Annotated in this window: 20 protein-coding genes; 5 read left to right on the forward strand and 15 right to left on the reverse strand. The window is 64.4% G+C overall.

Translation table 11 applies throughout. The features are described 5' to 3' along the window. Positions 1-51 precede the first annotated feature (51 nt). Positions 52-2,079, forward strand: coding sequence for an aldo/keto reductase (locus E5X34_RS25895; RefSeq protein ID WP_292570710.1), 2,028 nt, complete (start codon positions 52-54; stop codon positions 2,077-2,079). 229 nt (positions 2,080-2,308) lie between these two features. On the opposite strand, the gene E5X34_RS25900 is transcribed toward E5X34_RS25895, so the two are convergent. Then, positions 2,309-2,737 (reverse strand): Lrp/AsnC family transcriptional regulator, encoded by a 429-nt coding sequence (locus E5X34_RS25900; protein WP_292570713.1) that lies wholly within the window; start codon positions 2,735-2,737, stop codon positions 2,309-2,311. A 132-nt stretch (positions 2,738-2,869) separates the two neighbouring features. Here E5X34_RS25900 and E5X34_RS25905 point away from each other — a divergent pair, with 132 nt between their 5' ends. Next, positions 2,870-3,988, forward strand: coding sequence for a saccharopine dehydrogenase family protein (locus E5X34_RS25905; protein ID WP_292570716.1), 1,119 nt, complete (start codon positions 2,870-2,872; stop codon positions 3,986-3,988). Positions 3,989-4,153: 165 nt separating this feature from the next. Here the strand turns inward: E5X34_RS25905 and lpdA are convergent, their stop codons facing one another. From lpdA to E5X34_RS25925, 4 genes are all read right to left on the reverse strand, one after another. Further along, the gene (gene lpdA, locus E5X34_RS25910) at positions 4,154-5,551 is read right to left on the reverse strand and encodes a dihydrolipoyl dehydrogenase (protein ID WP_292570719.1); all 1,398 of its coding nucleotides are present in this window, start codon (positions 5,549-5,551) and stop codon (positions 4,154-4,156) included. A 235-nt stretch (positions 5,552-5,786) separates the two neighbouring features. Further along, the gene (locus tag E5X34_RS25915) at positions 5,787-7,097 is read right to left on the reverse strand and encodes a dihydrolipoamide acetyltransferase family protein (RefSeq protein WP_292570722.1); all 1,311 of its coding nucleotides are present in this window, start codon (positions 7,095-7,097) and stop codon (positions 5,787-5,789) included. 12 nt (positions 7,098-7,109) lie between these two features. Beyond that, positions 7,110-8,123: an alpha-ketoacid dehydrogenase subunit beta gene (locus E5X34_RS25920; RefSeq protein ID WP_292570726.1), complete on the reverse strand. Its 1,014-nt coding sequence runs from the start codon at positions 8,121-8,123 to the stop codon at positions 7,110-7,112. A 2-nt stretch (positions 8,124-8,125) separates the two neighbouring features. Then, positions 8,126-9,358, reverse strand: a complete 1,233-nt coding sequence (locus E5X34_RS25925) for a 3-methyl-2-oxobutanoate dehydrogenase (2-methylpropanoyl-transferring) subunit alpha (protein ID WP_292570729.1) — start codon at positions 9,356-9,358, stop codon at positions 8,126-8,128. A 345-nt stretch (positions 9,359-9,703) separates the two neighbouring features. Here E5X34_RS25925 and holA point away from each other — a divergent pair, with 345 nt between their 5' ends. Continuing rightward, a complete protein-coding gene (holA, locus tag E5X34_RS25930) occupies positions 9,704-10,747 on the forward strand; it encodes a DNA polymerase III subunit delta (RefSeq protein ID WP_292570732.1) in 1,044 nt (347 codons plus the stop codon). Between the two features lie 144 nt (positions 10,748-10,891). On the opposite strand, the gene E5X34_RS25935 is transcribed toward holA, so the two are convergent. The 7 genes from E5X34_RS25935 to mnmE all read right to left on the reverse strand — a co-directional run bounded on the left by E5X34_RS25935 (position 10,892) and on the right by mnmE (position 18,728). Continuing rightward, positions 10,892-11,662, reverse strand: a complete 771-nt coding sequence (locus E5X34_RS25935; protein ID WP_292570735.1) for a DUF2182 domain-containing protein — start codon at positions 11,660-11,662, stop codon at positions 10,892-10,894. 25 nt (positions 11,663-11,687) lie between these two features. After that, positions 11,688-12,314 carry a DUF1326 domain-containing protein gene (locus E5X34_RS25940; protein WP_292570738.1) on the reverse strand — a complete coding sequence of 209 codons (627 nt, stop codon included), beginning with the start codon at positions 12,312-12,314 and terminating at the stop codon, positions 11,688-11,690. Between the two features lie 637 nt (positions 12,315-12,951). Beyond that, a complete protein-coding gene (locus tag E5X34_RS25945; RefSeq protein ID WP_292570740.1) occupies positions 12,952-13,845 on the reverse strand; it encodes a ParB/RepB/Spo0J family partition protein in 894 nt (297 codons plus the stop codon). A 65-nt stretch (positions 13,846-13,910) separates the two neighbouring features. Further along, entirely contained in the window at positions 13,911-14,708 is a 798-nt protein-coding gene (locus E5X34_RS25950) for a ParA family protein (RefSeq protein ID WP_042645323.1), read from the reverse strand. 17 nt (positions 14,709-14,725) lie between these two features. Beyond that, a complete protein-coding gene (rsmG, locus tag E5X34_RS25955; protein WP_292570762.1) occupies positions 14,726-15,367 on the reverse strand; it encodes a 16S rRNA (guanine(527)-N(7))-methyltransferase RsmG in 642 nt (213 codons plus the stop codon). 11 nt (positions 15,368-15,378) lie between these two features. After that, positions 15,379-17,253: a tRNA uridine-5-carboxymethylaminomethyl(34) synthesis enzyme MnmG gene (mnmG, locus tag E5X34_RS25960; protein WP_292570743.1), complete on the reverse strand. Its 1,875-nt coding sequence runs from the start codon at positions 17,251-17,253 to the stop codon at positions 15,379-15,381. A 167-nt stretch (positions 17,254-17,420) separates the two neighbouring features. Beyond that, positions 17,421-18,728, reverse strand: a complete 1,308-nt coding sequence (gene mnmE / locus E5X34_RS25965; RefSeq protein ID WP_292570746.1) for a tRNA uridine-5-carboxymethylaminomethyl(34) synthesis GTPase MnmE — start codon at positions 18,726-18,728, stop codon at positions 17,421-17,423. A gap of 121 nt (positions 18,729-18,849) precedes the next feature. Here mnmE and E5X34_RS25970 point away from each other — a divergent pair, with 121 nt between their 5' ends. After that, positions 18,850-20,865 carry a thioredoxin domain-containing protein gene (locus E5X34_RS25970; RefSeq protein ID WP_292570749.1) on the forward strand — a complete coding sequence of 672 codons (2,016 nt, stop codon included), beginning with the start codon at positions 18,850-18,852 and terminating at the stop codon, positions 20,863-20,865. A gap of 158 nt (positions 20,866-21,023) precedes the next feature. Here E5X34_RS25970 and rho read toward each other — a convergent pair whose 3' ends face one another. The 3 genes from rho to hemE form a co-directional block, all read right to left on the reverse strand. Beyond that, positions 21,024-22,289 (reverse strand): transcription termination factor Rho, encoded by a 1,266-nt coding sequence (rho, locus tag E5X34_RS25975; protein ID WP_108702996.1) that lies wholly within the window; start codon positions 22,287-22,289, stop codon positions 21,024-21,026. A gap of 176 nt (positions 22,290-22,465) precedes the next feature. Further along, entirely contained in the window at positions 22,466-23,002 is a 537-nt protein-coding gene (hemJ, locus tag E5X34_RS25980; RefSeq protein WP_292570752.1) for a protoporphyrinogen oxidase HemJ, read from the reverse strand. Further along, the gene (gene hemE, locus E5X34_RS25985) at positions 22,999-24,027 is read right to left on the reverse strand and encodes a uroporphyrinogen decarboxylase (RefSeq protein WP_292570755.1); all 1,029 of its coding nucleotides are present in this window, start codon (positions 24,025-24,027) and stop codon (positions 22,999-23,001) included. Before hemE ends, hemJ begins: the two co-directional genes overlap by 4 nt. 401 nt (positions 24,028-24,428) lie before the next feature. On the opposite strand from hemE, the gene E5X34_RS25990 reads away from it, so the two are divergent. Continuing rightward, entirely contained in the window at positions 24,429-25,250 is an 822-nt protein-coding gene (locus tag E5X34_RS25990; RefSeq protein WP_292570758.1) for a pyruvate, water dikinase regulatory protein, read from the forward strand. Positions 25,251-25,332 lie beyond the last annotated feature (82 nt).

Consider the following 25,332-nt stretch of genomic DNA (forward strand, 5'->3'; position numbering starts at 1 on the left):
TCATTTCCGCCCGATCCCCAAGGCGTGGCGGCGACCCATGGAGAATTCGACATGACATCTGGAAAAATCCGCTGGGGCATTCTCGGGCCCGGCAGCATCGCGAAATCCTTTGCTGGCGGCGTGGCGCAGTCGCGCACCGGCACGCTTGAGGCGCTCGGCGCCCGCAATCCCGTCAAGCCGGGCCTCGCCGAGACTTTTCCGGGCGCGCGCATCCTCGACGGCTATGACGCGCTGCTTACCGATCCAGACGTCGACGCGGTCTACATTTCGATTCCGCATCCCGGCCATGCCGAATGGGCGATCAAGGCCGCCGAGGCCGGCAAGCACGTGTTGTGCGAGAAGCCGCTGGCGCTCACCGCCTTCGAAGCCGACGCCATGATGCACGCCGCGCGCAAGGCCGGTACCTTCCTCGGCGAAGCCTTCATGTACCGGCTGCACCCGCAGACCCGGCAGCTGGTCGAGCTGATCAAGTCGGGCGCCATCGGCGAAGTGCGCATGATCAAGTCGAGTTTTGGATTCGCCATGCCGGGCTTCATGCCCGAGCACCGGCTCTATGCCAACGACCTCGCCGGCGGCGGCATCCTCGATGTGGGTGGCTATCCTGTCTCGATGGCGCGGCTGATCGCGGGCGCCGCGACCGGCCTGCCTTTTGCCGAGCCCGACAAGGTCGTGGGAGCGGCCCATCTTGGCCAGTCCGGCGTCGACGAATGGGCTTCCGCCTTGCTGCACTTTCCCGGCGGCATCGTCGCCGAAATCTCCTGCAGCATCTCGCTCGACCAGGACAATATCCTGCGCATTTTCGGCACAAAGGGCCGGATCGAGGTGCCCGATTTCTGGTTCGCCGGTGGCAACCGCGATGTCGGGCCGGGCCGGATCGAGGTGATCCGGTCCGGGGTGGCGCACGAGGTGATCGGCCTCAACGAGACCCGTCACCTCTATTCCTTCGAGGTCGATGCCGCGGGCGAAGCAATCCAGGCAGGCAGGCAGGAATTCGCCTGGCCGGGCATGTCCTGGGCCGACAGCCTCGGCACGCTGCGCGTCCTCGACAAGTGGCGCGCCGCCGTCGGGCTGGAATATGAGATTGAGAAGCCGGCTAAGCACGTGAACACGCTCTCCGGCCGGCCGCTGCGTACGGATGGCGCGGCCATCGGCAAGCGCGCCATTCCCGGCCTGCCGAAACCGGTTTCACTTCTGGCGCTCGGCTTCGAGGATTTCCGCAGCTTCTCCTCCGGCTCGATCCTGCTCGACGCCTATTTCGAGGCCGGCGGCAATCTGTTCGACACCGGCTATGTCTATGGCGCCGGCTACACCGAGACGCTGCTCGGCCAGTGGCTGAAAAATCGGGGCGTGCGCGAGCAGTTGGTCATCATCGCCAAGGGCGCGCATTCGCCGCTCTGCTATCCCGATGTCATCGGCAAGCAACTGGCGCAGTCACTTGAGCGGCTGCAGACCGACCATGTCGACATCTATTTCATGCATAGAGACAATCCCGACGTGCCGGTCGGGGAATTCGTCGACGCCATGGATGCGGAGGCCAAGGCCGGCCGCATCCGCGGCCTGTTCGGCGGTTCCAACTGGACGATGGAGCGCATGGACGAAGCGATCGCCTATGCCGAAAAGAACGGCAAGCAGAAGCCCGGCGCGCTCTCCAACAATTTCTCGCTGGCCGAGATGCTGGAGCCGATCTGGGCCGGCTGCATCACCTCCTCCACCGACGCCTGGAAGGCCTGGCTGACGAAGCGGCAGATGCCGAACTTCGCCTGGTCGAGCCAGGGCCGCGGCTTCTTCACCGACCGCGCCGGCCGCGACCGGACCGACAATGAGGAGCTGGTGCGGGTCTGGTATTCGGAAAAGAATTTCGGCCGCCGCGACCGCGCCATCGAGCTGGCCCGAAAACTCGGCAAGAGCCCGATCCATGTCGCGCTGGCCTATGTGCTGGCGCAGCCCTTCCCCTCGGTGCCGCTGATCGGCCCGCGCACGCTGGACGAGCTGGAGGACAGCCTCAAGGCGCTGGATATCAAGCTGACGCCGGAGGATGTGGCGTGGCTGGATGAAGGGCCGGAGAGGAGGAGGGCTTAGGGGTTAATTTGGGGGCGAAAAACAGCCGCCTCATTCCTTCGCGCCCCCCTCTGGCCTGCCGGCCATCTCCCCCACTTGGGGGGAGATTAGCAGCTTCGGCGCCCCGCCTATCTTGCCACGCCGGAGATTAGCGAAAGTCCGCGTGACATCTGATCTCCCCCCTCGTGGGGGAGATGTCCGGCAGGACAGAGGGGGGCGCTGTCCCGCCAACATCTCCAAATAACCCCGCCTACCGATCCACCCGCGTCGACAAGATGATCGACGACGACGTCCTCTCCACCCCGTCCATCGCCCCAATCCGGTCGAGCAGCGCGTCGAGATCGCGGATCGACGGCGCGTCGACGATGACGATCATGTCGAAATTGCCGCTGACCGAATGCACCGTCCGCACCGGCGGCATCGCCGCGAGACTCCGCACCACCTTGTCGGCGAATTTCGGCGTGACGGTAAGCAGCACATGCGCCTTAACCAGCCCCTGCTCATAGTCGGGCGACAGTCGCACCCCATAGCCGGCGATGATGCCGCGCTGCTCCAGCCGCTCGATGCGGCTCTGCACAGTGGTGCGCGACACGCCGAGCTGGCGCGCGAGCTCGGCGGTCGAGGCCCGCGCGTTGGCGCGCAGCAGAGTGAGCAGGGCCTGTTCGGCTTGAGTGAGCATTTCAACGAAACCTTTCGGCAGATCGTCCAAAGTTCAGCTTCATATTGCCAGATTCCACGCTTCCTTTCGACAACCAAGCTGCGACGATTCCGCCAAATCGAATTGGCCTAGATCATCGCAGGGGAATTGATCATGAAGAACATCGTTGTCGTCGGCGCCGGCAAGATCGGCTCGACCATCGCGGAAATGCTGAGCGCCACGGGCGACTACCGCGTCACGCTTGTCGACCGCTCGGCCGCCCAGCTCGCCACCGCCGAGCTGCCGGCTGGCGTCGCAACGCAGGAGCTCGACATCGCCGCGGCCGGCGAACTGGAAAAGATCCTCGCCGGCAAGTTCGCCGTGCTGAGCGCCGCGCCCTTCCACCTCACCACCCGCATCGCCGAAGCGGCCGCCGCGACCGGCGTGCACTACCTCGACCTGACCGAGGACGTCGTCTCGACCCGTCGCGTCAAGGAACTGGCGCGCGACGAACTGGCGCGCGACGCCAAAAGCGCATTCATCCCGCAATGCGGCCTGGCGCCGGGCTTCATCTCGATCGTCGCCAACGACCTCGCCAGCCGCTTCGATACGCTGGAAAGCGTGCGCATGCGCGTCGGCGCGCTGCCGCAGTATCCGTCCAACGCGCTGAACTACAACCTCACCTGGAGCACCGACGGCGTCATCAACGAATATTGCGAGCCCTGCGAAGCGATCGTCGAAGGCGAGCTGATCGAAGTGCCGCCGTTGGAGGAGCGCGAGGAATTCTCGCTCGACGGCGTCACCTATGAAGCCTTCAACACCTCCGGCGGGCTCGGCACTTTGGCCGAGACGCTGAAGGGCAAGGTGCGCACGCTGAACTACCGCACCATCCGCTATCCCGGCCACGCCGCGATCATGAAGGCGCTGCTAAACGATTTGGGGCTGCGCCACCGCCGCGACGTGCTGAAGGACATTTTCGAAAGCGCCCTGCCGGCGACGCTGCAGGATGTGGTCATCGTCTTCGTCACCGTCTCGGGCCGCCGCAACGGCCGCCTGCTGCAGGAGACCTACGCCAACAAGATCTATTCGCACCGCGTCGGCAACATCGTGCGCAGCGCCATCCAGATCACCACCGCGTCGGGCATCTGCGCCGTGCTCGACATGCTGGCCGACGGCTCGCTGCCGTCTAGGGGCTTCGTGCGCCAGGAAGACATCGCGCTGGACGCCTTCCTCGCCAACCGCTTCGGCCGCGCCTATGCGCAACATGAGATGGTGAGCCGGCTGGCGAGTTGAGCCGCGCCGTCTTCTCCTTCTCCCCTTGTGGGAGAAGGTGGATCGGCGCGCAGCGCCGAGACGGATGAGGGGTGTTCCAGCGGAGTGAGACGTCGGCGTTCCCTGGAACACCCCTCATCCGTCGCCTTCGGCGACACCTTCCCCCACAAGGGGGGAAGGAGGAGCTCAGACATGCAGAGCGTGGCCCAGCGCCTTCAGCGCCGCTTCCTGGAAACCCTCGCCTTGCGTCGGATGCGCGTGGATCGTGCCGGCAATATCCTCCAGCCGCGCGCCCATTTCGAGCGCGAGCCCAAAGGCCGCCGACAATTCCGACACGCCTTGCCCGACCGCCTGGATGCCGAGCACCAGATGATTGTCGGCGCGCGCCACGACCCGGACGAACCCATCCTCGCCCTGTTTCGTCATCGCCCGGCCGTTGGCGGCAAACGGGAACTGGCCGATCTTGACCTCGCCGGCGAACGCCTTCGCCTCTTCCGGTGACAGGCCGGCGGTGACCAGCTCCGGATCGGTGAAGCAGATCGCCGGTATCGAGCGCTTGTCCCAGCTTCTTTTATGGCCGGCGACGATCTCGGCCACCATCTCGCCCTGCGCCATGGCGCGATGCGCCAGCATCGGCTCGCCGGTGACGTCGCCGATGGCATGAATGCCGCGCATCGAGGTGCGGCACTGGTCGTCGATGCGGATGAATTTGCCGGCACGATCGAGGTCAATCTGCTCCAGCCCCCAGCCTTCGGTGAGCGGCTTGCGGCCGACCGTGACCAGAATCCTGTCGGCGGCGACTTTGGCGCTCTTGCCGTCGGCCGTCTCGACCAGCAGCGCGTCGCCCTTGGTCGACAATCCCTTGGCTTTGGCACCTGTCATCACCTCGACGCCGAGCTCGCCGAGCCGCTTCAACACCGGCCTCGTCAGCTCGGCATCATATTGCGCCAGCACGCGCGGCAAGGCTTCGACCACGGTGACCTTCGAACCCATCTTGGCGAAGGCCATGCCGAGCTCGAGCCCGATGTAACCGCCGCCGACGACCGCGAGCTTCTTCGGCACTTCGCCGAGGGCCAGCGCCTCGGTGGACGAGATGACCGGTCCGCTGAAAGGCAGAGACGGCAGCTCGACCGGCGCCGAGCCGGTGGCGATCACCACCGTTTCGGCGCGGATGACCTGCGTGCCGGTCTCGGTCTCGACCTCAACGGTCTTGCCATCGCGGAACGTCGCCCATCCCTGCACGATCTTCACCTTGGCCTTCTTGAGCAGCCCGGCCACGCCGCTGTTGAGCCGGCTAACGATACCGTCCTTCCAAGCGACGGTTTTCGCGAGGTCCAGCGTCGGCGCGGCGACCTTGATGCCGAGCGGATCCTTGCCGGATGCCATATGCGCAATCTTCTCGAACTCCTCCGCCGCATGGATCAGCGCCTTGGACGGGATGCAGCCGACATTGAGGCAGGTGCCGCCCGGCTTCGCAACTTCGACGATCACCGTATCGACGCCGAGCTGCCCGGCGCGGATGGCGCAGACATAACCGCCCGGCCCGGCGCCGATAACGAGCAGCTTGCAGGAGATTTCTTTCATGACGGCTGCTTCCTTTTGGCGGAGGCGGCGACGCGCCTTTTCCTTCTCCCCTTGTGGGGGAAGATGGATCGGCGCGACAGCGCCGAGACGGATGAGGGGTGTTCCAGCGGAGTGAGACGCTGGTGTTCCCTGGAGCACCCCTCATCCGTCGCCTTCGGCGACACCTTCTCCCACAAGGGGAGAAGGGGGAGCGCCCATGCTGGCGCCGCGACGTTCAAGCCCAACATCCGCCCCCTCAATCCACGAAGATCAGCGCCGGCGTCTCGAGCAACGCCTTGATGCGCTGGACGAAGACCGCGGCATCCCAGCCGTCGATGACGCGATGGTCGAAACTGGACGACAGGTTCATCATCTTGCGCGGGATGAACTGCGTGCCATCCCACACCGGCCGCACCATGATCTTGTTGACGCCGACGATTGCCACTTCAGGATAGTTGATGACCGGCGTGGTCGCCACGCCGCCCATGGCGCCGAGCGAGGTGATGGTGATGGTCGAGCCGGACAGCTCCTCGCGGCTCGCCGTGCCGGCCTTGGCCGCATCGGCCAGCCGGTTGACTTCCACGGCACTATCCCACAGGTCGCGCGCCTCGGCGTGTTTCACCACCGGCACCACCAGCCCGTTCGGCGTCTGCGCGGCGATGCCGATATGGACGCCCTCATGCTGGTGGATGACGCCGGCCTCGTCGTCGAACAATGCGTTGAGGTTGGGCTGCTCGGCGATCGCCTTGACCATCGCCCGCATCAGGAAGGGCAGCAGCGTCAGCTTCGGACGATCCGCCCGTTTTTCTTTGTTCAGCGCGGCGCGCAATTCCTCCAGCGCGGTGACGTCGATCTCCTCGACATAGGTGATATGCGGGATGCGCGATTTCGCCAGCGACATCTTCTCGGCGATCTTGCGCCTGAGCCCCACGACCTTGATGTCCTCGACGCCGTCCTTGCGGGCAAGCCCGGTCGCGCGGGCCAGCTGCGGGCCCCGCGCGACGAAGGCATCGATGTCTTCATGGCTGATGCGCCCGGCCGGACCGCTGCCCGGAACCTGGCGCAGGTCGATGCCTGCTTCCTTGGCGCGCAGCCGCACGGCCGGCGAGGCCAGCGGCTTTTCGCCTTCCACGCGCGGCGCCCCGGAAATGGAGGCAGGGCGCGCGGCCTTCGGTGCAGCGGCCGGCGAGACATTAGCCGGCGGATCGGCTGGCTTTAGCGCGGGCTTGGGGGCGCTCGGCTGAGCTTCCGTTTTCGGCTCGGCCGACTTGCCGGGAGCCTCGGCCTTCGGCGCGTCGCCGCCACCCGCCTTCACATTGCCTTCGCCGGCTACCTTCAGCCGCACGATCGGCGAGCCGATCGCCACCGTGTCACCGATCTCGGCGCCCAGCCACAGGATCTCGCCATCGACCGGCGATGGGATCTCGACGGTTGCTTTGTCGGTCATGACGGCGGCGAGAACCGTGTCCTCGCGCACCAAGTCGCCGACCTTGACGTGCCACTCGACAAGCTCGGCCTCGGCGACGCCTTCGCCGACATCGGGAAGCTTGATGACGTGTTCGCCCATCTCAGGCCTCCCCTAAGCTTCCAACGTTTCGATCAGGGCACGGCCGACCCGCGCCGGGCCGGGGAAATAGTCCCATTCCTGCGCGTGCGGGTAGGGCGTGTCCCAGCCGGCGACCCGCGCCACCGGCGCTTCCAGATGGTAGAAGCAGTTCTCCTGCACCAGCGAGACCAGCTCGGCGCCGAAGCCGGAGGTCAGCGTCGCCTCGTGTACGACGACGCAGCGGCCTGTCTTCTTAACCGAGGCGACGATCGTCTTGAGGTCGAGCGGAAGCAGCGTCCTCAGATCGATCACTTCGGCGTCGATGCCGGTCTCCTCGGCCGCGGCCTGGGCGACATAGACCATCGTGCCATAAGCGAGCACGGTGACGGCCGAACCCTGGCGGCGGATCGCCGCCTTGCCGAGCGGGATGGTGTAATGGCCGTCGGCAACCTCGCCGAGCTCATGCTTCGACCAGGGCGTCACCGGCTTGTCGTGATGGCCGTCGAAAGGCCCGTTATAAAGCCGCTTCGGCTCAAGGAAGATCACCGGATCCGGATCCTCGATCGCCGCGATCAGCAAGCCCTTGGCGTCATGCGGATTGGACGGCACGATCACCTTCAGGCCGGAGACATGGGTGAACAGCGCTTCCGGACTCTGGCTGTGCGTCTGGCCGCCGAAAATGCCGCCGCCGGTCGGCATGCGCACCACGATCGGGCAGGTGAAGTCGCCGTTCGAACGGTAACGCAGCCGCGCCGCCTCCGAGACGATCTGGTCGTAGGCCGGATAAACATAGTCGGCAAACTGCACCTCGACGCAGGGCTTCAACCCGTAGGCTGCCATGCCGATGGCCGAACCGACGATGCCGGATTCGCTGATCGGCGCGTCGAAGCAGCGGCTCTTGCCGTATTTGGCCTGCAGGCCTTGCGTCGCGCGGAAGACGCCGCCGAAGAAGCCGACATCCTCGCCATAGACGATGACGCGTTCGTCGCGTTCCATCGAAACGTCCATGGCGTCGCGGATCGCCTCGATCATGGTACGCCTGGGCATGGTTAGACCCCTGCCTGCTGGCGCTGGCGCCTGAGATGCGGCGGCATCTCGGCATAGACGCCCTCGAACATGTCGCGGGTCGACGGCTTTCCGCCGGCATGCAGCGTGCCGTGGCCCTCGGCCTCCTTCTGCGCTGCGATCACCGTTTCGAGGATCTCGGCCTCCGCCTGGGTGTGGCGATCCTCGGACCAGACGCCCTTGTGGATCAGGTGGTTCTTCAGCCGGATCACCGGATCGCCGAGCGGCCAGGCGTCGGACTCGGCTTTCGGCCGGTAGGCCGACGGATCGTCGGAGGTCGAATGCGCACCGACGCGGTAGGTGACATATTCGACCAGTGTCGGCCCGAGATTGGCGCGCGCCCGTTCGACCGCCCATTTCGCCACCGCATGGACGGCGAGGTAGTCGTTGCCGTCGACGCGCAGCGAAGGAATGCCGAAGCCGAGGCCGCGCGCGGCGAACGTGCCGGAGCCACCGCGGGCGATGCCCTGGAAGGTCGAGATCGCCCACTGGTTGTTGACGACGTTGAGCACGACAGGAGCCTTGTAGGTCGAAGCGAAGACCAGCGCCGCATGGAAATCGGACTCGGCCGTCGAGCCGTCGCCGATCCAGGCGGCGGCAATGCGAGAATCGTTGGAGATCGCCGAGGCCATCGCCCAGCCGACCGCCTGGATATATTGCGTCGCCAGATTGCCCGAGATCGAGAAGAAGCCGTGCTCCTTCGAGGAATACATCACCGGCAGTTGCCGACCCTTCAGCGGATCGGCCTCGTTGGAGTAGATCTGGTTCATCATCGTGACCATCGGATAGCCGTCGGCGATCAGTAGGCCTGCCTGTCGATAGGTCGGGAAATTCATGTCGCCCGGCTGAAGCGCCTTGCGGAACGCGCAGCTCACCGCTTCCTCGCCCAGATGCTGCATGTAGAACGAGGTCTTGCCCTGGCGCTGTGCCATCTGCATGCGCGCGTCGAAGGTCCGAAGCGTCATCATATGGCGCAGGCCTTCGAGCAATTCCTTATCGCTGAGCAGCCCCGCCCATGGTCCGACGGCCTCGCCGGCGCGGTTCAGCACGCGGATGATGGAGAAAGCCATGTCGCGGATGGTGCGCGGATCGACGTCGATCTCGGGACGCGGCACCGAGCCGGCCTTGGGAATGGTCACATTGGAGAAGTCAGGCGTGCCGCCGGGCCGCACCTCGGGCTCGGGCACATGAAAGCGCAACATTCCAGCATCGGCCATGAGCTCACATCCTCCAATGTTGCCGGCGCGATCTTTGCACATCCGCGCGGCCAGACCAGTGCCAATTCGCCGGGTCCGGGCACGGCCTTCCTCCCCGGCGCCGGCCTCGGCAAGCCAATGCGGCGCACAGGCTCAAGATGCAGATATGGCGACGAAATTTCTTGTCGATGTTTTCGCGCCGCGCGCAATTTGGCGGAAGTTTGCGAGGCGATTGCGGTCAGAAAAGGTAAGTGGGATATGCGCGGTGGCCGAAACAGCTAATCTCCCCCCTCGTGGGGGAGATCACGCTCTCTGCCCGCTGCTTCGCCGTTCACTCCGTCCCCGCCTCATGCTAACTCACCCCGCATGGCACAGAAGAAAGGATACGAGGTCGATTCGTGGCTGGCGAGGCCCGACCCCTCCATGGGAATCGTCTTGCTCTACGGTCCCGATCGCGGCCTTGTCGCCGAGCGGGCGAAGACCTTCGCGGTGAAAACCGGCCTGCCGCTCGACGACCCGTTCTCGGTGGTCAAGCTGGACGGCGCGGAGGTCGACCGCGACGAGGGCCGGCTGCTCGACGAGGCGCGCACGGTGCCGATGTTTTCCGACCGGCGGCTGCTTTGGGTTCGCAATGCCAGCGGCCAGAAGGCGCTGGCCGACGACATCAAGGCGCTGACAACCGAGCCCGCGCGTGACGCCGTCATCCTGATCGAAGCGGGCGACCTGAAGAAGGGCACGGGCCTCAGGGCCATCGTCGAGGCCGCCGGCAACGCCATCGCTCTGCCCTGCTATGCCGACGAAGCCCGCGACCTGGATTCGGTGATCGACGACGAATTGCGCAAGGCCGGCATGTCGATGACGCTGGACGCCCGCCAGGCGCTGCGCCGCAATCTTGGCGGCGATCGCCTTGCCTCGCGCGGCGAGATCGAGAAGCTGGTTCTTTACGCGCATGGCCGCAAGGAGATCGGCATCGAGGACATAAACGCGCTGTCGGGCGACGTCTCCGGCGCTTCCTTCGACGCTGCAGTCGACGCCATGCTGGACGGCAAGGTCGGCGATTTCGACATCGCCTTCACCCGTCACTGCCAGTCCGGCGGCCATCCGTTCCTGGTGCTGTCCTCGGCGATGCGGCAATTGCAGGCGATCCAGGCGCTGCGCGGCCAGATGGAGAGCGGCGGCCGCAACGCCGCCTCGGTCGTTGCCGGCGCGCGCCCGCCGGTCTTCTTCTCGCGCCGCAAGCTGGTGGAAAAAACGCTGGAGCGCTGGAATGTCGAGGCGCTCGGCCGCGCACTTAGCCGGCTGCAGACGGCGGTGCTGCAGACACGCAAACGGCCGGACCTGTCGGAGGCGCTGGCCAGACAGGCACTGCTCGGCATTGCGATCGAGAGCGCGAGATTGGGGCAGAGGTAGGCGATTAGCCGATCACCCCCCTTGTGGGGGAGATGTCCGGCAGGACAGAGGGGGGCGCTGTCCCGCCAGCGTATCAGCCAACCGCAGCGGCACTCACGGCGTTTATGATGACGTCGACTATCTTTGCCCGAGAGCCGCCTTCAGTCAGTTCATCGTCATTGCATCGCTCGGCTGGAAGGTGGGCAGCGCCTGCGGAAAGACCAGCACCGCCGCGCCATAGAGAACCAGGGCGACGCCCGATACCTTCGCTATCCGCTCTCCATGGGGGAAGGTCTTCTCGGCAAACACCAGCAGCGTGACCACCGCCATTGCACCGATGTTCATGATCCCGAGTGGAAAAAGGGCAGCGAACAACAGCCAGCAGCAGCCCAGGCAGAAGAGCCCATGCCGCAGGCCCATGCGCACCGCTCCCCATTGCCCATCGCGCCACGAGGTCAGGATGAAACCGATCGGCGAGCGGCACTTGGCCAGACAAAGATCTTTCAGCGGGGAGAGCTGGTAGGCGCCCGCGGTCATCAGCAGCGCGCCGCCGATGCGCGCGGCCGCCGCCGCAGACAATCCCACGCGCCCGGCAAGCATCTCCGCGCCCGCCGCGCCGGCGAAAGCGAGAACGCCCGTCGCCGTCCAGACCAGCATGTAGCCGGCCACGAACAGCCAGGTCGAGACAAAGGCCTGACCGCGGCTCCGTTTGCCGCTCTGGACCTGGTGAAACGTCAGGATCATCGGCGCGACCGCCGGAAACATCATGGCGATCATCATGATCAGCCAGACGGCAAGAAACAGCGCGGCCGTCATGCCCATGGTGGGTGTGTACATGTCCATGCCGGACTGCTGCCGGACGAGGAGGGCCCAAGCCACCGCAGCGGCGGCAATCAGCAGTGCGAGGATGATGTTTCGCTGCAGCGTCAGCGGCATGAGCGGTCCGTTCTTCTGCCAGGCGCTAGTGCTGGCCGGACCAGTTGATCGGCGCGTAATGCCCGTTGCGGCGGGAATTGTCCCAACTCATGCCATGGTCGCTGAAGGTGCTGCCTGCGACCCCCATCGCCAGACCGAGCCAGTCGGGATTGACGGGATGGCCGGTGGCCGCCCACATCTCGCCGTCCTCGCGCATGGTCGGCAGCGGCTCGACCGCCAGCTGTGCCACGCCGGCAATTGCCGCCGACCTTTTCTTGCCATCTATCCGATAGTCTATCGGAACCTTCCTGGCGCCGAGATTCTTGCCGATCATCGGCGCCAACACCGCCATCGGACCGCCCGCGCCGCCGGTGAAGATCGCGCCCAGTGCTTCCGTTTGCCGGTCATCGGCCCGTTCGTCGATATAGGCCGCAGCCGTCCAATTGCCTTCCGCCATCGGGCCTGGCGTGTGCGCGATCATCGCGACGTTTAGCCCATCCAGTCGAACGTCGCCGTAATTGCCCTTGTCGATATGAAAGACCAAGGCGACATCGCAAACGCCTTGCGTCGGCCTCGATGTCAACTGCGCATTGGTGGACATCAAGCAAGGACATACGACATCGCAGCTGCAGTTTTCGAAGTAGCTTCCGGACAATTGCCAACTGGTCGCCATTTTCACCTCCCAGCTCTGTCAGGCGGGTCGGCTCGGATCGCTTTGGCGAGGTGGCGCCGCTCATATCGTGGAAGCGGCAAATAGCCCGACATCGCGACTGCTCGGCACGCCAGGGCATATAGTTTAGTTGTCTCTAATGAGGTTACGCCGATGCCCGGCACTGTCAAGCCAAGGCCCGGGCGCTGGCATTGCGATCGAGAGCGCGCGAAATTGGGGCAGAGGTAGGCGGTTAGCCGATCTCCCCCCATGTGGGGGAGATGTCCGGCAGGACAGAGGGGGGCGCTGTCCCGCCGGCGTATCGGCTCTTTGGCCTTGACCTCCCGATGATCCGGGCCATCACTTCTGTCGACGGGCGCATGCGCGAATTTCTGCCTCCGCTACAATGGCTTAATGTCCCCGCATGTCCCCTGTTCATTGTTTCACCGGAGAGATGATGGCGCTCGGTCGCGCCCCCCTCTGCCCTGCCGGGCATCTCCCCCACAAGGGGGGAGATCAGCAGCTTCGTCGCCTTCGCCAATGATCCGACAAAAAAGGCCAGCGTAACGCCAGCCTTTCTCGTTTATCACCAATATATCAGGCGTATCCAGCGTTCAGCCAAAACCTCAGCTATAGCCAAATACCGTTATGCCGCAGCCGCCTACCGCTCGTCCTTCAGCCGCCGGCAGAGCTCGTCGAGTTGCTCCAGAGAGCGGTAATCGATGCGCAGCGTGCCGCCCTTGCCCTTGTGCTCGATGCTGACGATCATGCCGATCGTGTCGGTCATCAGCTTCTCGAGCGCCAGCGTGTTGGGGTCCTTTTCCGTCGAACTCGGCGCGGACTTGGTCTTGGCCGGCGTTGGACCGGCGGGCATCTGCGCCAGCGCCTCCGCCTGGCGCACCGAAAGCCCTTCCTTGACGATGCGCTTGGCAAGCCCGGCCGGGTCCTCGGCGGTGACCAGCGTGCGGGCATGCCCGGCGGACAGGTCGCCGTCGACCAGCATCGAGTGGATGACGGGGGGCAGCTTCAGCAGCCGCAGCGTGTTGGCGACATGGCTGCGGCTCTTGCCGATGACCTGGCCAAGGTCGGCCTGCGTATAGCCGTGCTCGTCGATGAGCTGCTGATAGCCTTGCGCCTCCTCGACCGGGTTGAGGTCGGCGCGCTGCACGTTCTCGATAATCGCCAGCTCCAGCGCCGTGCGGTCGTTGACGTCGCGCACGATGATCGGGATCTCGGTGAGCCCCGCGCGCTGCGCCGCCCGCCAGCGCCGCTCGCCGGCGATGATCTCGTAGCGGCCGGACTGCGAGGGCGAGGGACGCGCCACCACCGGCTGTACGACGCCATGCTCGCGGATCGACTGGGCAAGATCCGTCAGCTCGGCGTCGCCGAAATGCCGCCGCGGGTTCTTTGGGTTAGGGCTGATGAACTCGATCGGCACCTTGCCGTCGGCCGCCACCGTCGCGCTCGGCTTTTCCGGCGCCGCCGGACGGTCGATTTCGCCGATCAGCGCAGCGAGGCCACGGCCCAGTCTTTTTCTCGATTGGTCTTCGCTCATTATATTGTCCAGATCGTTTCGGAATCGAATCGGCTGACTAACCAGAGCTGCCAGACGGCTGCGGTTCAGGCGGCGCGCAGCTTGCGCTCACGGCGGATCACCTCGGAGGCGAGCTGCAGATAGGCCTGGCTGCCGGAGCATTTCAGGTCATAGAGGATGGCCGGCTTGCCATAGGACGGCGCTTCGGAAACCCGCACATTGCGCGGGATGATCGTCTCATAGACCTTGTCGCCCATATGGGTGCGCACGTCCTGGACCACCTGGTTGGCGAGGTTGTTGCGGCCGTCATACATGGTGAGCACGATGCCCTGGATGGTCAGGTCCGGATTGATCGTGCCGCGCACCTGCTCGACCGTTTCCAGCAACTGGCTGAGACCCTCCAGCGCAAAGAACTCGCATTGCAGCGGCACGAGAACGGAATCGGCTGCCGCCATTGAATTCAAAGTCAAAAGATTGAGCGAGGGCGGGCAGTCGATCAGCACATAGCCGAACGGCGCCGACCGTTCCGCCGCGGCGCGCAGGGCATTGCGCAACCTGAGCACACGGTCGGGCGCCGAGGCGATCTCCATCTCGATGCCGAGCAGGTCGAGCGTCGAAGGCACGATGGATAGGCCCGGCACCGCCGTCGGCACGGCTGCCGCTTCCAGATCGAGCTCGCCGGTCAGCACATCATAGGACGAGACGGTCCGATCCTTGCGGTCGATGCCGAGCCCGGTGCTGGCATTGCCCTGCGGATCGAGGTCGACGATCAGCACGCGCTCGCCGATCGCGGCCAGCGCCGTGGCCAGGTTGATGGCCGTCGTTGTCTTCCCGACGCCACCCTTCTGGTTGGCGACAGTGATGATACGCGGTGCTGTGCTCATGGGCCTATGCCAGTAATTCATTGCTGTTTCGCCGGGCGCAAGTCGCTGATTTCGAGGATGACGCCATGGGGGTCGGTCATGCTCGAATGTTCTACCAGATCGAAGGCCCAGCGGTGAGTGCTTTCTTCCACTTCGGCCCGGTAATCCCGGCCTTTATGGAAAAGCGCGCGCGCCCCTTTGGCCAGCCAGGGCGCCGCCAGATCGAGCAGGTCCGGGAGCGCCGCCAGCGCCCGCGCCGTGACGATTTCCGGTGCGGAAACAAGTGGATAGCTGTCGTCGATGCGCTTTGCCAGGACCCGCGCCGGCAAATCGAATTGGCCCACGACAGACTGCAGGAATGACGCCTTCTTGCGGTTGCTCTCGACCAAATCGATCGACGCGCCGGGACGCTCCTTGAGCAGAAAACCGAGCACCAGCCCCGGAAAACCGCCGCCCGAGCCAAGATCAACCCAGCGTGTCGCGGCGGGCGCGATTCGCGCGAGCTGGGCGCTATCCAGGATATGGCGCCGCCAGACGTCGTCCAGCGTCGACGGCGCCGCCAGATTGATGCTGCGATTCCATTTCAGGAACAGCTGTTCGAAGGCCCGCAGCCGCTCGAATGTTTCACGTGAAACCGGACCCGCTGCCTTCTGCAGGTCCGCCCAGGCACTGGCGCCCAAGCCATCCGCGCTCACGCCACGGACCTGCGCGCCGCAAGCTCGGCGTTGCGGACATGCGCGACAATGATGGCAAGCGCCGCTGGCGTCATGCCTTCCATCCGTTGCGCGTCGGCGATCGAACGCGGCTGGCGCGTCCTCATCTTCTGCTTCAGCTCGTTCGACAGGCCCGGAACATCTGAGAAGTCGATCCCCTCAGGGATGAGCCGCGATTCCTCGTGCCTGATCTGCGCCACATCCGCCTGCTGGCGATCGAGGTAAACCGAATATTTCGCTTCCGTTTCAAGCCGCTCGGCCGTCTTGGCGTCAAGCACGGCAAAGCGCGGTTCGACGCGGGCGAGCCAGGCCATGTCGACGCCCGGATGCGCCAAGAGCTCGTAAGCCGAGCGCCGCACGCCGTCCTTGTTAATCTCCAGCCCGAGCCGCGCCGCCTCGTTCGGCGTCCAGGCCACCGACTTCGCCAACGCACGAGCCTCGTCGAGCCTCTGTACCATCTCGCCAAACCGCTGCAGCCGCTCCGGTGACCCGATACCGAGCTTTTCAGCCAGAGGCGTCAGCCGCTCGTCTGCATTGTCGGCGCGCAGCGAAAGCCGGAACTCGGCGCGCGAGGTGAACATCCGATAGGGCTCTGCGATGCCGCGGCTGGTGAGGTCATCGATCATCACGCCGATATAGGCTTCGGTTCGGCTGAGCACGACTTCGTCGTCGCCGGCCGCCTTGCGCGCCGCGTTGAGCCCGGCAAGCAGGCCTTGCGCGCCCGCCTCCTCATAGCCGGTGGTGCCGTTGATCTGCCCGGCCAGGAACAGGCCGGCGACGCGCTTGGTCTCCAGCGTCGTCTTCAGCTCGCGCGGATCGACATGGTCGTACTCGATCGCGTAGCCCGGCTGCAGCATCGTCGCCTTCTCCAGCCCGGGAATGGTCTTCAGGATCTCAAGCTGAACGCCCTCCGGCAGCGAGGTCGAGATGCCGTTCGGATAGACCGTGTCGTCCTCGAGACCTTCCGGCTCCAGGAATATCTGATGGCCTTCGCGGTCGCCGAACTTGACGATCTTGTCCTCGATCGACGGACAGTAACGCGGCCCGACACCTTCGATGGAGCCGGAATACATGGCGGAGCGGCCGAGATTGGCGCGGATCAGCTCATGCGTCGCCGGCATCGTGCGGGTGATACCGCAATGGATCTGCGGGTTGGCGATAGCGTCCGTCATCAGCGAGAACGGCACCGGATCCTCGTCCGCGGCTTGGGCGTCCAGCGAAGCCCAATCGATGGTGCGACCGTCGAGGCGAGGGGGCGTGCCCGTCTTCAGGCGCCCGAGCTGAAAACCCGCGCGCGCCATGGTGGCCGACAGGCCCATGCTGGCCTGCTCGTTCATCCGGCCGGCGATGATCTTCCTTTCGCCGATATGGATCAATCCGCGCAGGAAGGTACCGGTCGTCAGCACGACGGCGCCGCAAGCCAGTCGGCGGTCGCCCGATATCTGAACGGCAGCGATCCGCCCGTCCACGATTTCAAAGTCGAGAACTTCGCCCTCAACGACATCGAGATCGTTCTGCTGCCGAATCGCTTCCTGCATGGCCAGCCGATAAAGCTTGCGGTCGGCCTGGGTGCGCGGCCCACGCACAGCTGGCCCCTTGCGGCGATTGAGCAGGCGGAACTGGATGCCGGCGGCGTCGGCGATGCGACCCATCAGCCCGTCCATGGCGTCGATCTCGCGCACGAGATGGCCCTTGCCGAGACCGCCGATCGCTGGATTGCAGGACATGACGCCGATCGTGTCGAAGCGCAGCGTCACCAGCGCGGTCCTGGCGCCGGCGCGCGCGGCGGCACTCGCCGCCTCGCATCCGGCATGGCCGCCGCCCACCACCACCACATCATAGTGATCGGTCATTTTCCGAGAATCCGCTTTCAGAGATGGATTGACACATGTCCCTGCCACCTCGCGCTGTCAAGGAGGAAGACCGGACTCGTTTCACGTGAAACATCGATCCAGCCCAATTGCGTAGTTGTTTCACGTGAGTCACTGCCGGACAGAGGCCGCCCCGTGTTTCACGTGAATCACTTACCAATGCAGAACTGCGAAAAGATGACGTCGAGCAGATCCTCGACGTCGACCGCGCCCACGATTCGCCCGAGACGCTCGGCCGCCAACCGCAAATCCTCGGCGCGCAGCTCCTGGCTCCGCCCTGACAGCGCAGCCCTCAGGAAATGCATCGCCTCTTGCAGCAGCTCGACATGGCGCACTCTGGATGGCAGGATGTCACCCGGCTCGCCAACCGCGGCTGCGGCGCGGCTTCCGATCTCGACGAGAAGCTGCGCCAGTCCGCTGCCGTCCTTGGAAGAAATCGCCAGGTCGTAGGCACCGGCGCCGACATCGGCGATGTCCGACTTCGTGCCGATCCTCAGCACCGGAGCCCCACTTGGAACGCCACCAACGGGCGCCGGATTGGCCATATCCTCCAACAGCAGGACAAGATCGGCCGCGTCAGCCTTGGCCCGCGCTCGTTCTATACCGATCGCTTCCACCTTGCCCGCAGCGTCGCGCAACCCGGCGGTGTCGACAAGCCGCACCTTCAGCCCGTTGAGGTCCATGACGACCTCGAGCAGATCGCGGGTCGTGCCCGGTTCATCGGTAACGATCGCCGCTTCACGCTGCGCCAAGGCGTTGAACAGGCTGGATTTGCCGGCATTCGGCGCGCCGAGGATCACGACCTCAAAACCGTCGCGGATAATTTCCGCTGCCTTGAAGCCTTCGATGTGCCGCTCGATCTCGCCGATCATCGCTGTCACGTCCGACCAGACCGCCTCCGAAACGGAACCCGGGACATGCTCCTCGTCGGCGAAGTCGATCTCCGCCTCGATCATCGCCCGCGCATGGATCAGCCGGCGGCGCCAGCCCGAATAAAGCTCGCTCTGCGCGCCTTCGGCGTTGCACAAGGCAAAGCGACGCTGCGCCTCGGTCTCCGCATTGACCAGATCGGCCAAGGCCTCCGTCTCGACCAGATCCAGCCGGCCGTTGAGAAAGGCGCGCCTGGTGAACTCCCCGGGCTCGGCGTGCCTGATGCCTTCGAAGCCGGCGATCGTCTCCAGCAGCTTGGCGGCGACTGCCCGGCTGCCATGGACCTGGAATTCGGCGACGTCCTCGCCGGTGAAGCTGCCAGGACCTGGAAAGAACAGCACGAGCCCGTGGTCGATCGTCGAACCATCCGCCGCCCTGAGCTTCCGCAAATTGGTAAACCGATCCTTAATCGGCCCGGCGATCGTTTCGACAACGAATCGAGTCTTTGGGCCGGAAAGACGGATAACCGCGATGCCGGCGGGCAGGCGGCCGCTGGACAGCGCGACGATCGAATCCTTCGAAGCCATTGGCGAAACCATTTGCCGGACCTGCCGAACCGCCTAGATTAAAAGATGGAGCCCGACAACCACTTCACACTTTTCGGCATCCGGCCCTTGCCCTGTAAACTCAAACCCGAGCCCGCCCATCGTGACCTTGCCCGCACGAAACCTGCTTACCGAAGAAGCCAGCCCCTATCTGCGGCAGCACAGCGACAACCCTGTCCATTGGCGCGGCTGGTCGCCGGCCGCCCTTGCCGAGGCCAGGGAACTCGGCCGGCCGATCCTGCTCTCCATCGGCTACGCCGCCTGCCATTGGTGCCATGTCATGGCCCAGGAAAGCTTCGAGAACGACGCCGTCGCGGACGTCATGAACCGGCTCTACGTGAATATCAAGGTCGATCGCGAGGAGCGGCCGGACATCGACCAGATCTATATGGCCGCGCTCCACGCCATGGGCGAACAGGGCGGCTGGCCGTTGACCGTGTTCCTGACGCCCGACGGCAAGCCGTTCTGGGGCGGCACCTATTTTCCGCGCGAGGCGCGTTACGGGCGGCCGAGCTTCATCCAGGTGCTGGAAGCGGTCGACAAGGCTTGGCGGGAAAAGCAGCAGAGCCTCGCCGAAAGCGCCGACGGGCTGACCGCTCATGTCGAATCTCGGCTTGCCGGAACAAAGGGCAAGGCGGTGCTCGACCGCGGCACGCTCGCCGATCTTGCCGGCCGCATCGGCGGCATGATCGACCGTGATCTCGGCGGCTTGAAGGGCGCGCCCAAATTCCCGAACGCCCCCTTCATGCACGCGCTCTGGCTGTCCTGGCTGCGCGACGGCCAGGCGGACCACCGCGATGCCGTGCTCACCAGTCTCGAAAAGATGCTTGCCGGCGGCATTTACGACCATGTCGGCGGCGGCCTCAGCCGCTACTCTACCGATGCCGAATGGTTGGTGCCGCATTTCGAAAAAATGCTTTACGACAATGCCCAGCTCATTCGCCTGTGCAATTGGGCCTATGCCGCGACCGGAAACGACTTGTTCCGGGTACGAATCGAAGAGACCGTCGCCTGGCTGCTGCGTGAGATGCGTGTCGAAGGCGGCGCCTTCGCCGCCAGCCTCGACGCCGACAGCGACGGCGAGGAGGGGCTTTTCTACACCTGGAGCCGCGACGAGGTCGAAGCCGCGCTGGGCGACGACGCCCCAACTTTCTTTCAATATTTCGAGCTGGCCGCGCCGCATGGCTGGGAAGGCAAGCCGATCGTCCGCCAAAGCGAAACGCAGCAAAGCAACGGCATTGCCGACTACGCCCAGCTTGCCCCTTTGAAAGCGAAGCTGCTGGCTGTCCGCGAACAACGCGTCAGGCCCGGTCGTGACGGCAAGGTGCTCACCGACTGGAACGGTCTGATGATTGCGGCACTCGCCGAAACCGGCCGCTCCCTTGGCAGGCGCGACTGGATCGATGCCGCGGCAAAAGCCTTCACCCATATTGTAGAGGCCAGCCAGCACGGTCGTCTGCCGCATTCCATGCTTGACGCGAAGAGGCTTTTCCCGGCTTTGTCGAGCGACTATGCCGCCATGACCAACGCCGCGATTGCGTTGTTCGAAGCGACCGGTGATCAGGCCTATTCGGCGCAGGCGAGACATTTCATCGAGGAGCTAGACCGGTGGCATCTCGATGGAGAAAAAACCGGCTACTGGCTGACCGCGTCGGACAGCGGCGACGTGCCAATCCGCATCCGCGGCGATGTCGATGAAGCGATTCCTTCCGCCACCAGCCAGATCGTCGAGGCGCTGGTGCGGCTGTCATCGCTCACCGGCGATCTCGATCTCTGGGAGAAGGCTTGGGCGACCGCCGAGCACGCCATGGGCCGCGCATCCCAGCAGCCCTACGGCCAGGCCGGCATCGTCAATGCCTGTGCCCTGGCGCTCGAGCCGCTGAAGCTTGTCGTCATAGATGAGCCGGGATCTTCAAGCCTTGTTCCGGTTGCGAATCGGAATCCCGACCCTCGCCGGGTCGATATCGTCGCGCCGATCGGTACGGAAGCGAATCGACCGTTGCTGCCGGGCGGCGTGCTGCCGCCGACGGACAAGCCAGGCGCCTGGTTCTGCAGCGGGCAGGTATGTTTGCCGGTGGTGACGGATGCCGAGGAATTGGAGAAGTTGTTACGGCGATAGCGCCACTTACCCTCCCCCTTGTGGGGCGAGTCGGCTTTTGATCGCAGCGAAGAGTAGATCATGAGACGGGCAGGGGGTTGAAACAAAAGAGTCTTTCGATCCCCACCCCGCTCCGCTTCGCGGATCGACCCTCCCCACAAGGGGGAGGGTAAGCCCAATCACGTATTCATCGAATCGAAGAAGTCGGCGTTGGTCTTGGTCTGCTTGAGCTTGTCGATGAGGAACTCGATCGCGTCGGTGGTGCCCATCGGCGCAAGGATGCGGCGCAGCACGAAGATCTTCTGCAGGTCGGACCGCGGCACCAGCAGGTCTTCCTTGCGGGTGCCCGACTTGAGGATGTCGATCGCCGGATAGATGCGCTTGTCGGCCACCTTGCGGTCGAGCTGGATTTCGCAGTTGCCCGTGCCCTTGAACTCTTCGAAGATGACTTCGTCCATGCGGCTGCCGGTGTCGATCAGCGCGGTGGCGATAATGGTCAGCGAGCCGCCTTCCTCAATGTTGCGGGCCGCGCCGAAGAAACGCTTCGGGCGCTGCAGCGCGTTGGCGTCGACACCGCCGGTCAGCACCTTGCCGGATGACGGCACGACCGTGTTGTAGGCGCGGCCGAGACGGGTGATCGAATCGAGCAGGATGACGACGTCGCGGCCATGCTCGACCAGGCGCTTGGCCTTCTCGATCACCATTTCGGCGACCTGCACGTGACGCGCGGCCGGCTCGTCGAAGGTGGACGAGATGACCTCGCCCTTCACCGAGCGCTGCATGTCGGTCACTTCCTCGGGACGCTCGTCGATCAGAAGCACGATCAGGTAGCATTCCGGATGGTTGGCGGTGATCGAATGCGCGATGTTCTGCAGGAGCACCGTCTTGCCGGTGCGCGGCTGGGCGTTGATCAGCGCGCGCTGGCCCTTGCCGATCGGCGCCACCAGGTCGATCACGCGCGGCGAGATGTCCTTGGTCGGGGGAGTGTCGACCTCCATCTTCAGCCGCGAGGTCGGGTAGAGCGGCGTCAGATTGTCGAAGTGGATCTTGTGCCGGATTTTTTCCGGATCGTCGAAATTGATGGTGTTGACCTTGAGCAGCGCGAAATAGCGCTCGCCCTCTTTCGGGCTGCGGATCGGTCCTTCAACCGTATCGCCGGTCTTAAGCGAGAAGCGCCGGATCTGCGACGGCGAGATATAGATGTCGTCGGGGCCCGGCAGGTAGTTTGCGTTGGCCGAGCGCAGGAAGCCGAAACCGTCCTGCAGCACCTCGACCACACCGTCACCGATGATCTCGATGTCCTGCGCGGCGAGCTTCTTCAGGATCGCGAACATCAGCTCCTGCTTGCGCATGACGCTGGCGTTCTCCACCTCGAGCGATTCGGCATAAGCGATCAGCTCCGGCGGCTTCTTGTTCTTGAACTCTGCGAGTTTCATTTCTTGCATTAGATAGACTCTGGGTAGGCTTTTGGGAGAAAATCGGCTGAATACGACAAATGCCGGGCGCGGCCGAAAGCGAGTAAAGGGGGCGGCGCATGACGGGAAGGAAGACCCGTCTTTTATCGTCGGTCGCCTGAAAGAGCAAGCCGCCTTTTGCTCGGCTTCTTCTGGTTTTAGGGAGCCTAGAACGGCTTCACGACGACCAGGATGACGATGACGATCATCAGCAATGTGGGGATCTCGTTGACGATCCGCCAGTGCCTGGCCGGCTTTTCGTTCTTGTCCTCGGCGAATTTCCTGACTGCGCCGGCGAGATAGCCATGCAGACCCGACAGGATGAGCACCAGCGCGATCTTGGTGTGCAGCCAACCGCCCTGGAAACCGAAGCCTTTCCAGGCCAGCCAAAGGCCGAACACCCAGGTCACGATCATCGCCGGATTGATGATCCCCCGGAGCAGCCGGCGCTCCATCACCTTGAAGGTTTCGGACTGCACCGAGCCCTTCTCGGCATCGACATGATAGACGAAGAGCCGCGGCAGATAGAGCATGCCGGCCATCCAGGCGATCACCGCGATCACATGGATGGCCTTCGCCCAAAGATAGAAGCCGTCGCCAGCCACCAGGTATAGAAGGGCCGTCGCCACCACGAGAACCACAATACCGATCACCATGCGGTTCATCGCCTGGCCGGTGGTGTTCTCGTTGCTCACATTGCTCATCGGTGGCCCCTCACCATTTTCACCATCGCTTCGACATGCGCCACCGGCGTCTCCGGCGTGATGCCATGGCCGAGATTGAAGATCAGCGGGCCGCCGCCCAGCGTCTTCAGGATGGCATCGACGCCATCGGCCAGCGCCTTGCCGCCGGCGACCAGCCGCAGCGGATCGAGATTACCCTGCACCGCGCCTTCGCGCTGCAGCTCCTTCGCCATGGACAAAGGCACGGTCCAGTCGAGGCCGAGACCGGCAATGCCGGTCTTCTTCCTGTAGTCGCGATAGCGCTCCCCGGCGCCCTTCGGAAACCCGATCACCGGCACGTCGGGATGAACCGCCTTCACCTGCCGCACGATCTCGGCCACCGGCTCGACGCAGAAAGCCTCGAAGGAGGGCTCGTCCAGCACGCCCGACCAGGAATCGAAAATCTGCACCGCATCGGCGCCGGCTTCGATCTGGCGGATGAGATAGGCAGCCGAATGATCGGCCAATGTCTTCAAGAGCCTCGCGAAGGCCTCAGGCTCGCGATAGGCGAACAGCCGCGCCGGTCCCTGGTCGGGCGTGCCCTGCCCGGCGATCATATAGGTCGCCACCGTCCATGGCGCGCCACAGAAGCCGAGCAGCGTCGTCTCGTCGGGCAGCTTGGCGCGCAGCCGACGCACGGTCTCGTAGACCGGCTCGAGATTCACGTGAAACACATCGCCGTTCAGCGCCGCAATCTCGGCCGCCGAGATCGGCTTCAGGACCGGCCCGCGGCCTTCCTCGAAACGGACATCCCTTCCCAAGGCGTTGGGCACAACGAGAATGTCGGAGAACAGGATCGAGGCGTCGAAGCCGAAGCGTTCGATCGGCTGCAGCGTCACCTCGACGGCGAGTTCCGGATCGTAGCAAAGATCGAGAAAGGATCCGGCCCGCTTCCTCGTCTCTCTATATTCGGGAAGATAGCGGCCCGCCTGGCGCATCATCCAGAGCGGCGGCGGTGAAACCGTCTCGCCCTTGAGGACGTCCAGCACGATCCGTTTCCCAGCCATCCAGCGCCCGCCTCTCCAGGTCTCTTAAATCAAATATCTATTTTAAAAGAGTCTTCTGATTCTAAGAGTCTGTTGGTTGTGATGATTGCGACCTGTCCAGCCTGCGGCTCGAAAAGGCCAGTCAGCATATTGTCGCGTACTCGTTTTCGCAAATTGGAGGGATCTGGGGACAAGGCCGATTCAGGCTTTCGAGTCAAAAGCTTGGCCGTTCCGCTCCGATATCCGGGCTGTGGATGAAACCGACCCGGAAAAGTTGATCCCCAGTTTTGTCCCCAGCGCCGCGACAAAGCCTACAGCGGGTCGAATTGTGGACAAGCGGCCATCTGATACAGTCGCTTCGCTACCCAAGGCCCGCCCATCCAGCCTTGTTCACAATTGCCCACAGCCTGGACCCATCCCCTGTGAACAAACCTCAGAGCTTCTTCCACCTGCATCTGATCTCCGACGCCACAGGCGAAACGCTGCTGGCCGCCGGCCGCGCTGCGTCCGCGCAATACAAGGACGCGCGCGCCATCGAGCATATCTATCCGCTGATCCGCACGGAAAAACAGGTCGCCAAGGTCTTCGAGGATATCGAGGAGGAGCCCGGCATCATTCTCTACACCGTGGTCGACCAGAAGCTCGCGCGCTCGATCGACGAGCGCTGCGCGGCCATGGGCCTGCCTTGCGTCTCGGTGCTGGAGCCGGTGCTCACCGTCTTCCAGTCCTATCTCGGCACGCCGGCCGGCCGCCGCGTCGGCGCCCAGCATGTGCTCGACGCCGAATATTTCCGCCGCATCGATGCGTTGAACTTCACCATGGAGCATGATGACGGCCAGCTGCCGGCCAATATGGAGGATGCGGATATCGTGCTGATCGGCATCTCGCGCACCTCGAAGACGCCGACCTCGATCTATCTCGCCAATCGCGGCATCAAGACCGCCAACATCCCGATCGTGCTCGGCGTGCCGCTGCCCGAGAGCCTGATCGCCGCCAAGACGCCATTGATCGTCGGCCTGATCGCGACGGCCGAGCGCATCTCGCATGTGCGGCAGAACCGTATCCTCGGCAACAGCGCCGCCTTCGTGCCGACCGACTATGTCGATCGCGCTGCCATCAACGAGGAGCTCGCCTATGCGCGCCAACTCTGCACGAAGCATGGCTGGCCGATGATCGACGTCAGCCGCCGCTCCATCGAGGAAACGGCGGCGGCTATCGTTGCCCTGCGGGGCAAGACGCGCTAGGGGCAAGCGATAAAAGTGAGCACTCCGTCCAACACCCCTCATCCGTCCGAGCTTCGCTCGGCCACCTTCTCCCACAAGGGGA

This window comes from Mesorhizobium sp., from assembly GCF_004963255.1.
Taxonomy (GTDB): domain Bacteria; phylum Pseudomonadota; class Alphaproteobacteria; order Rhizobiales; family Rhizobiaceae; genus Mesorhizobium.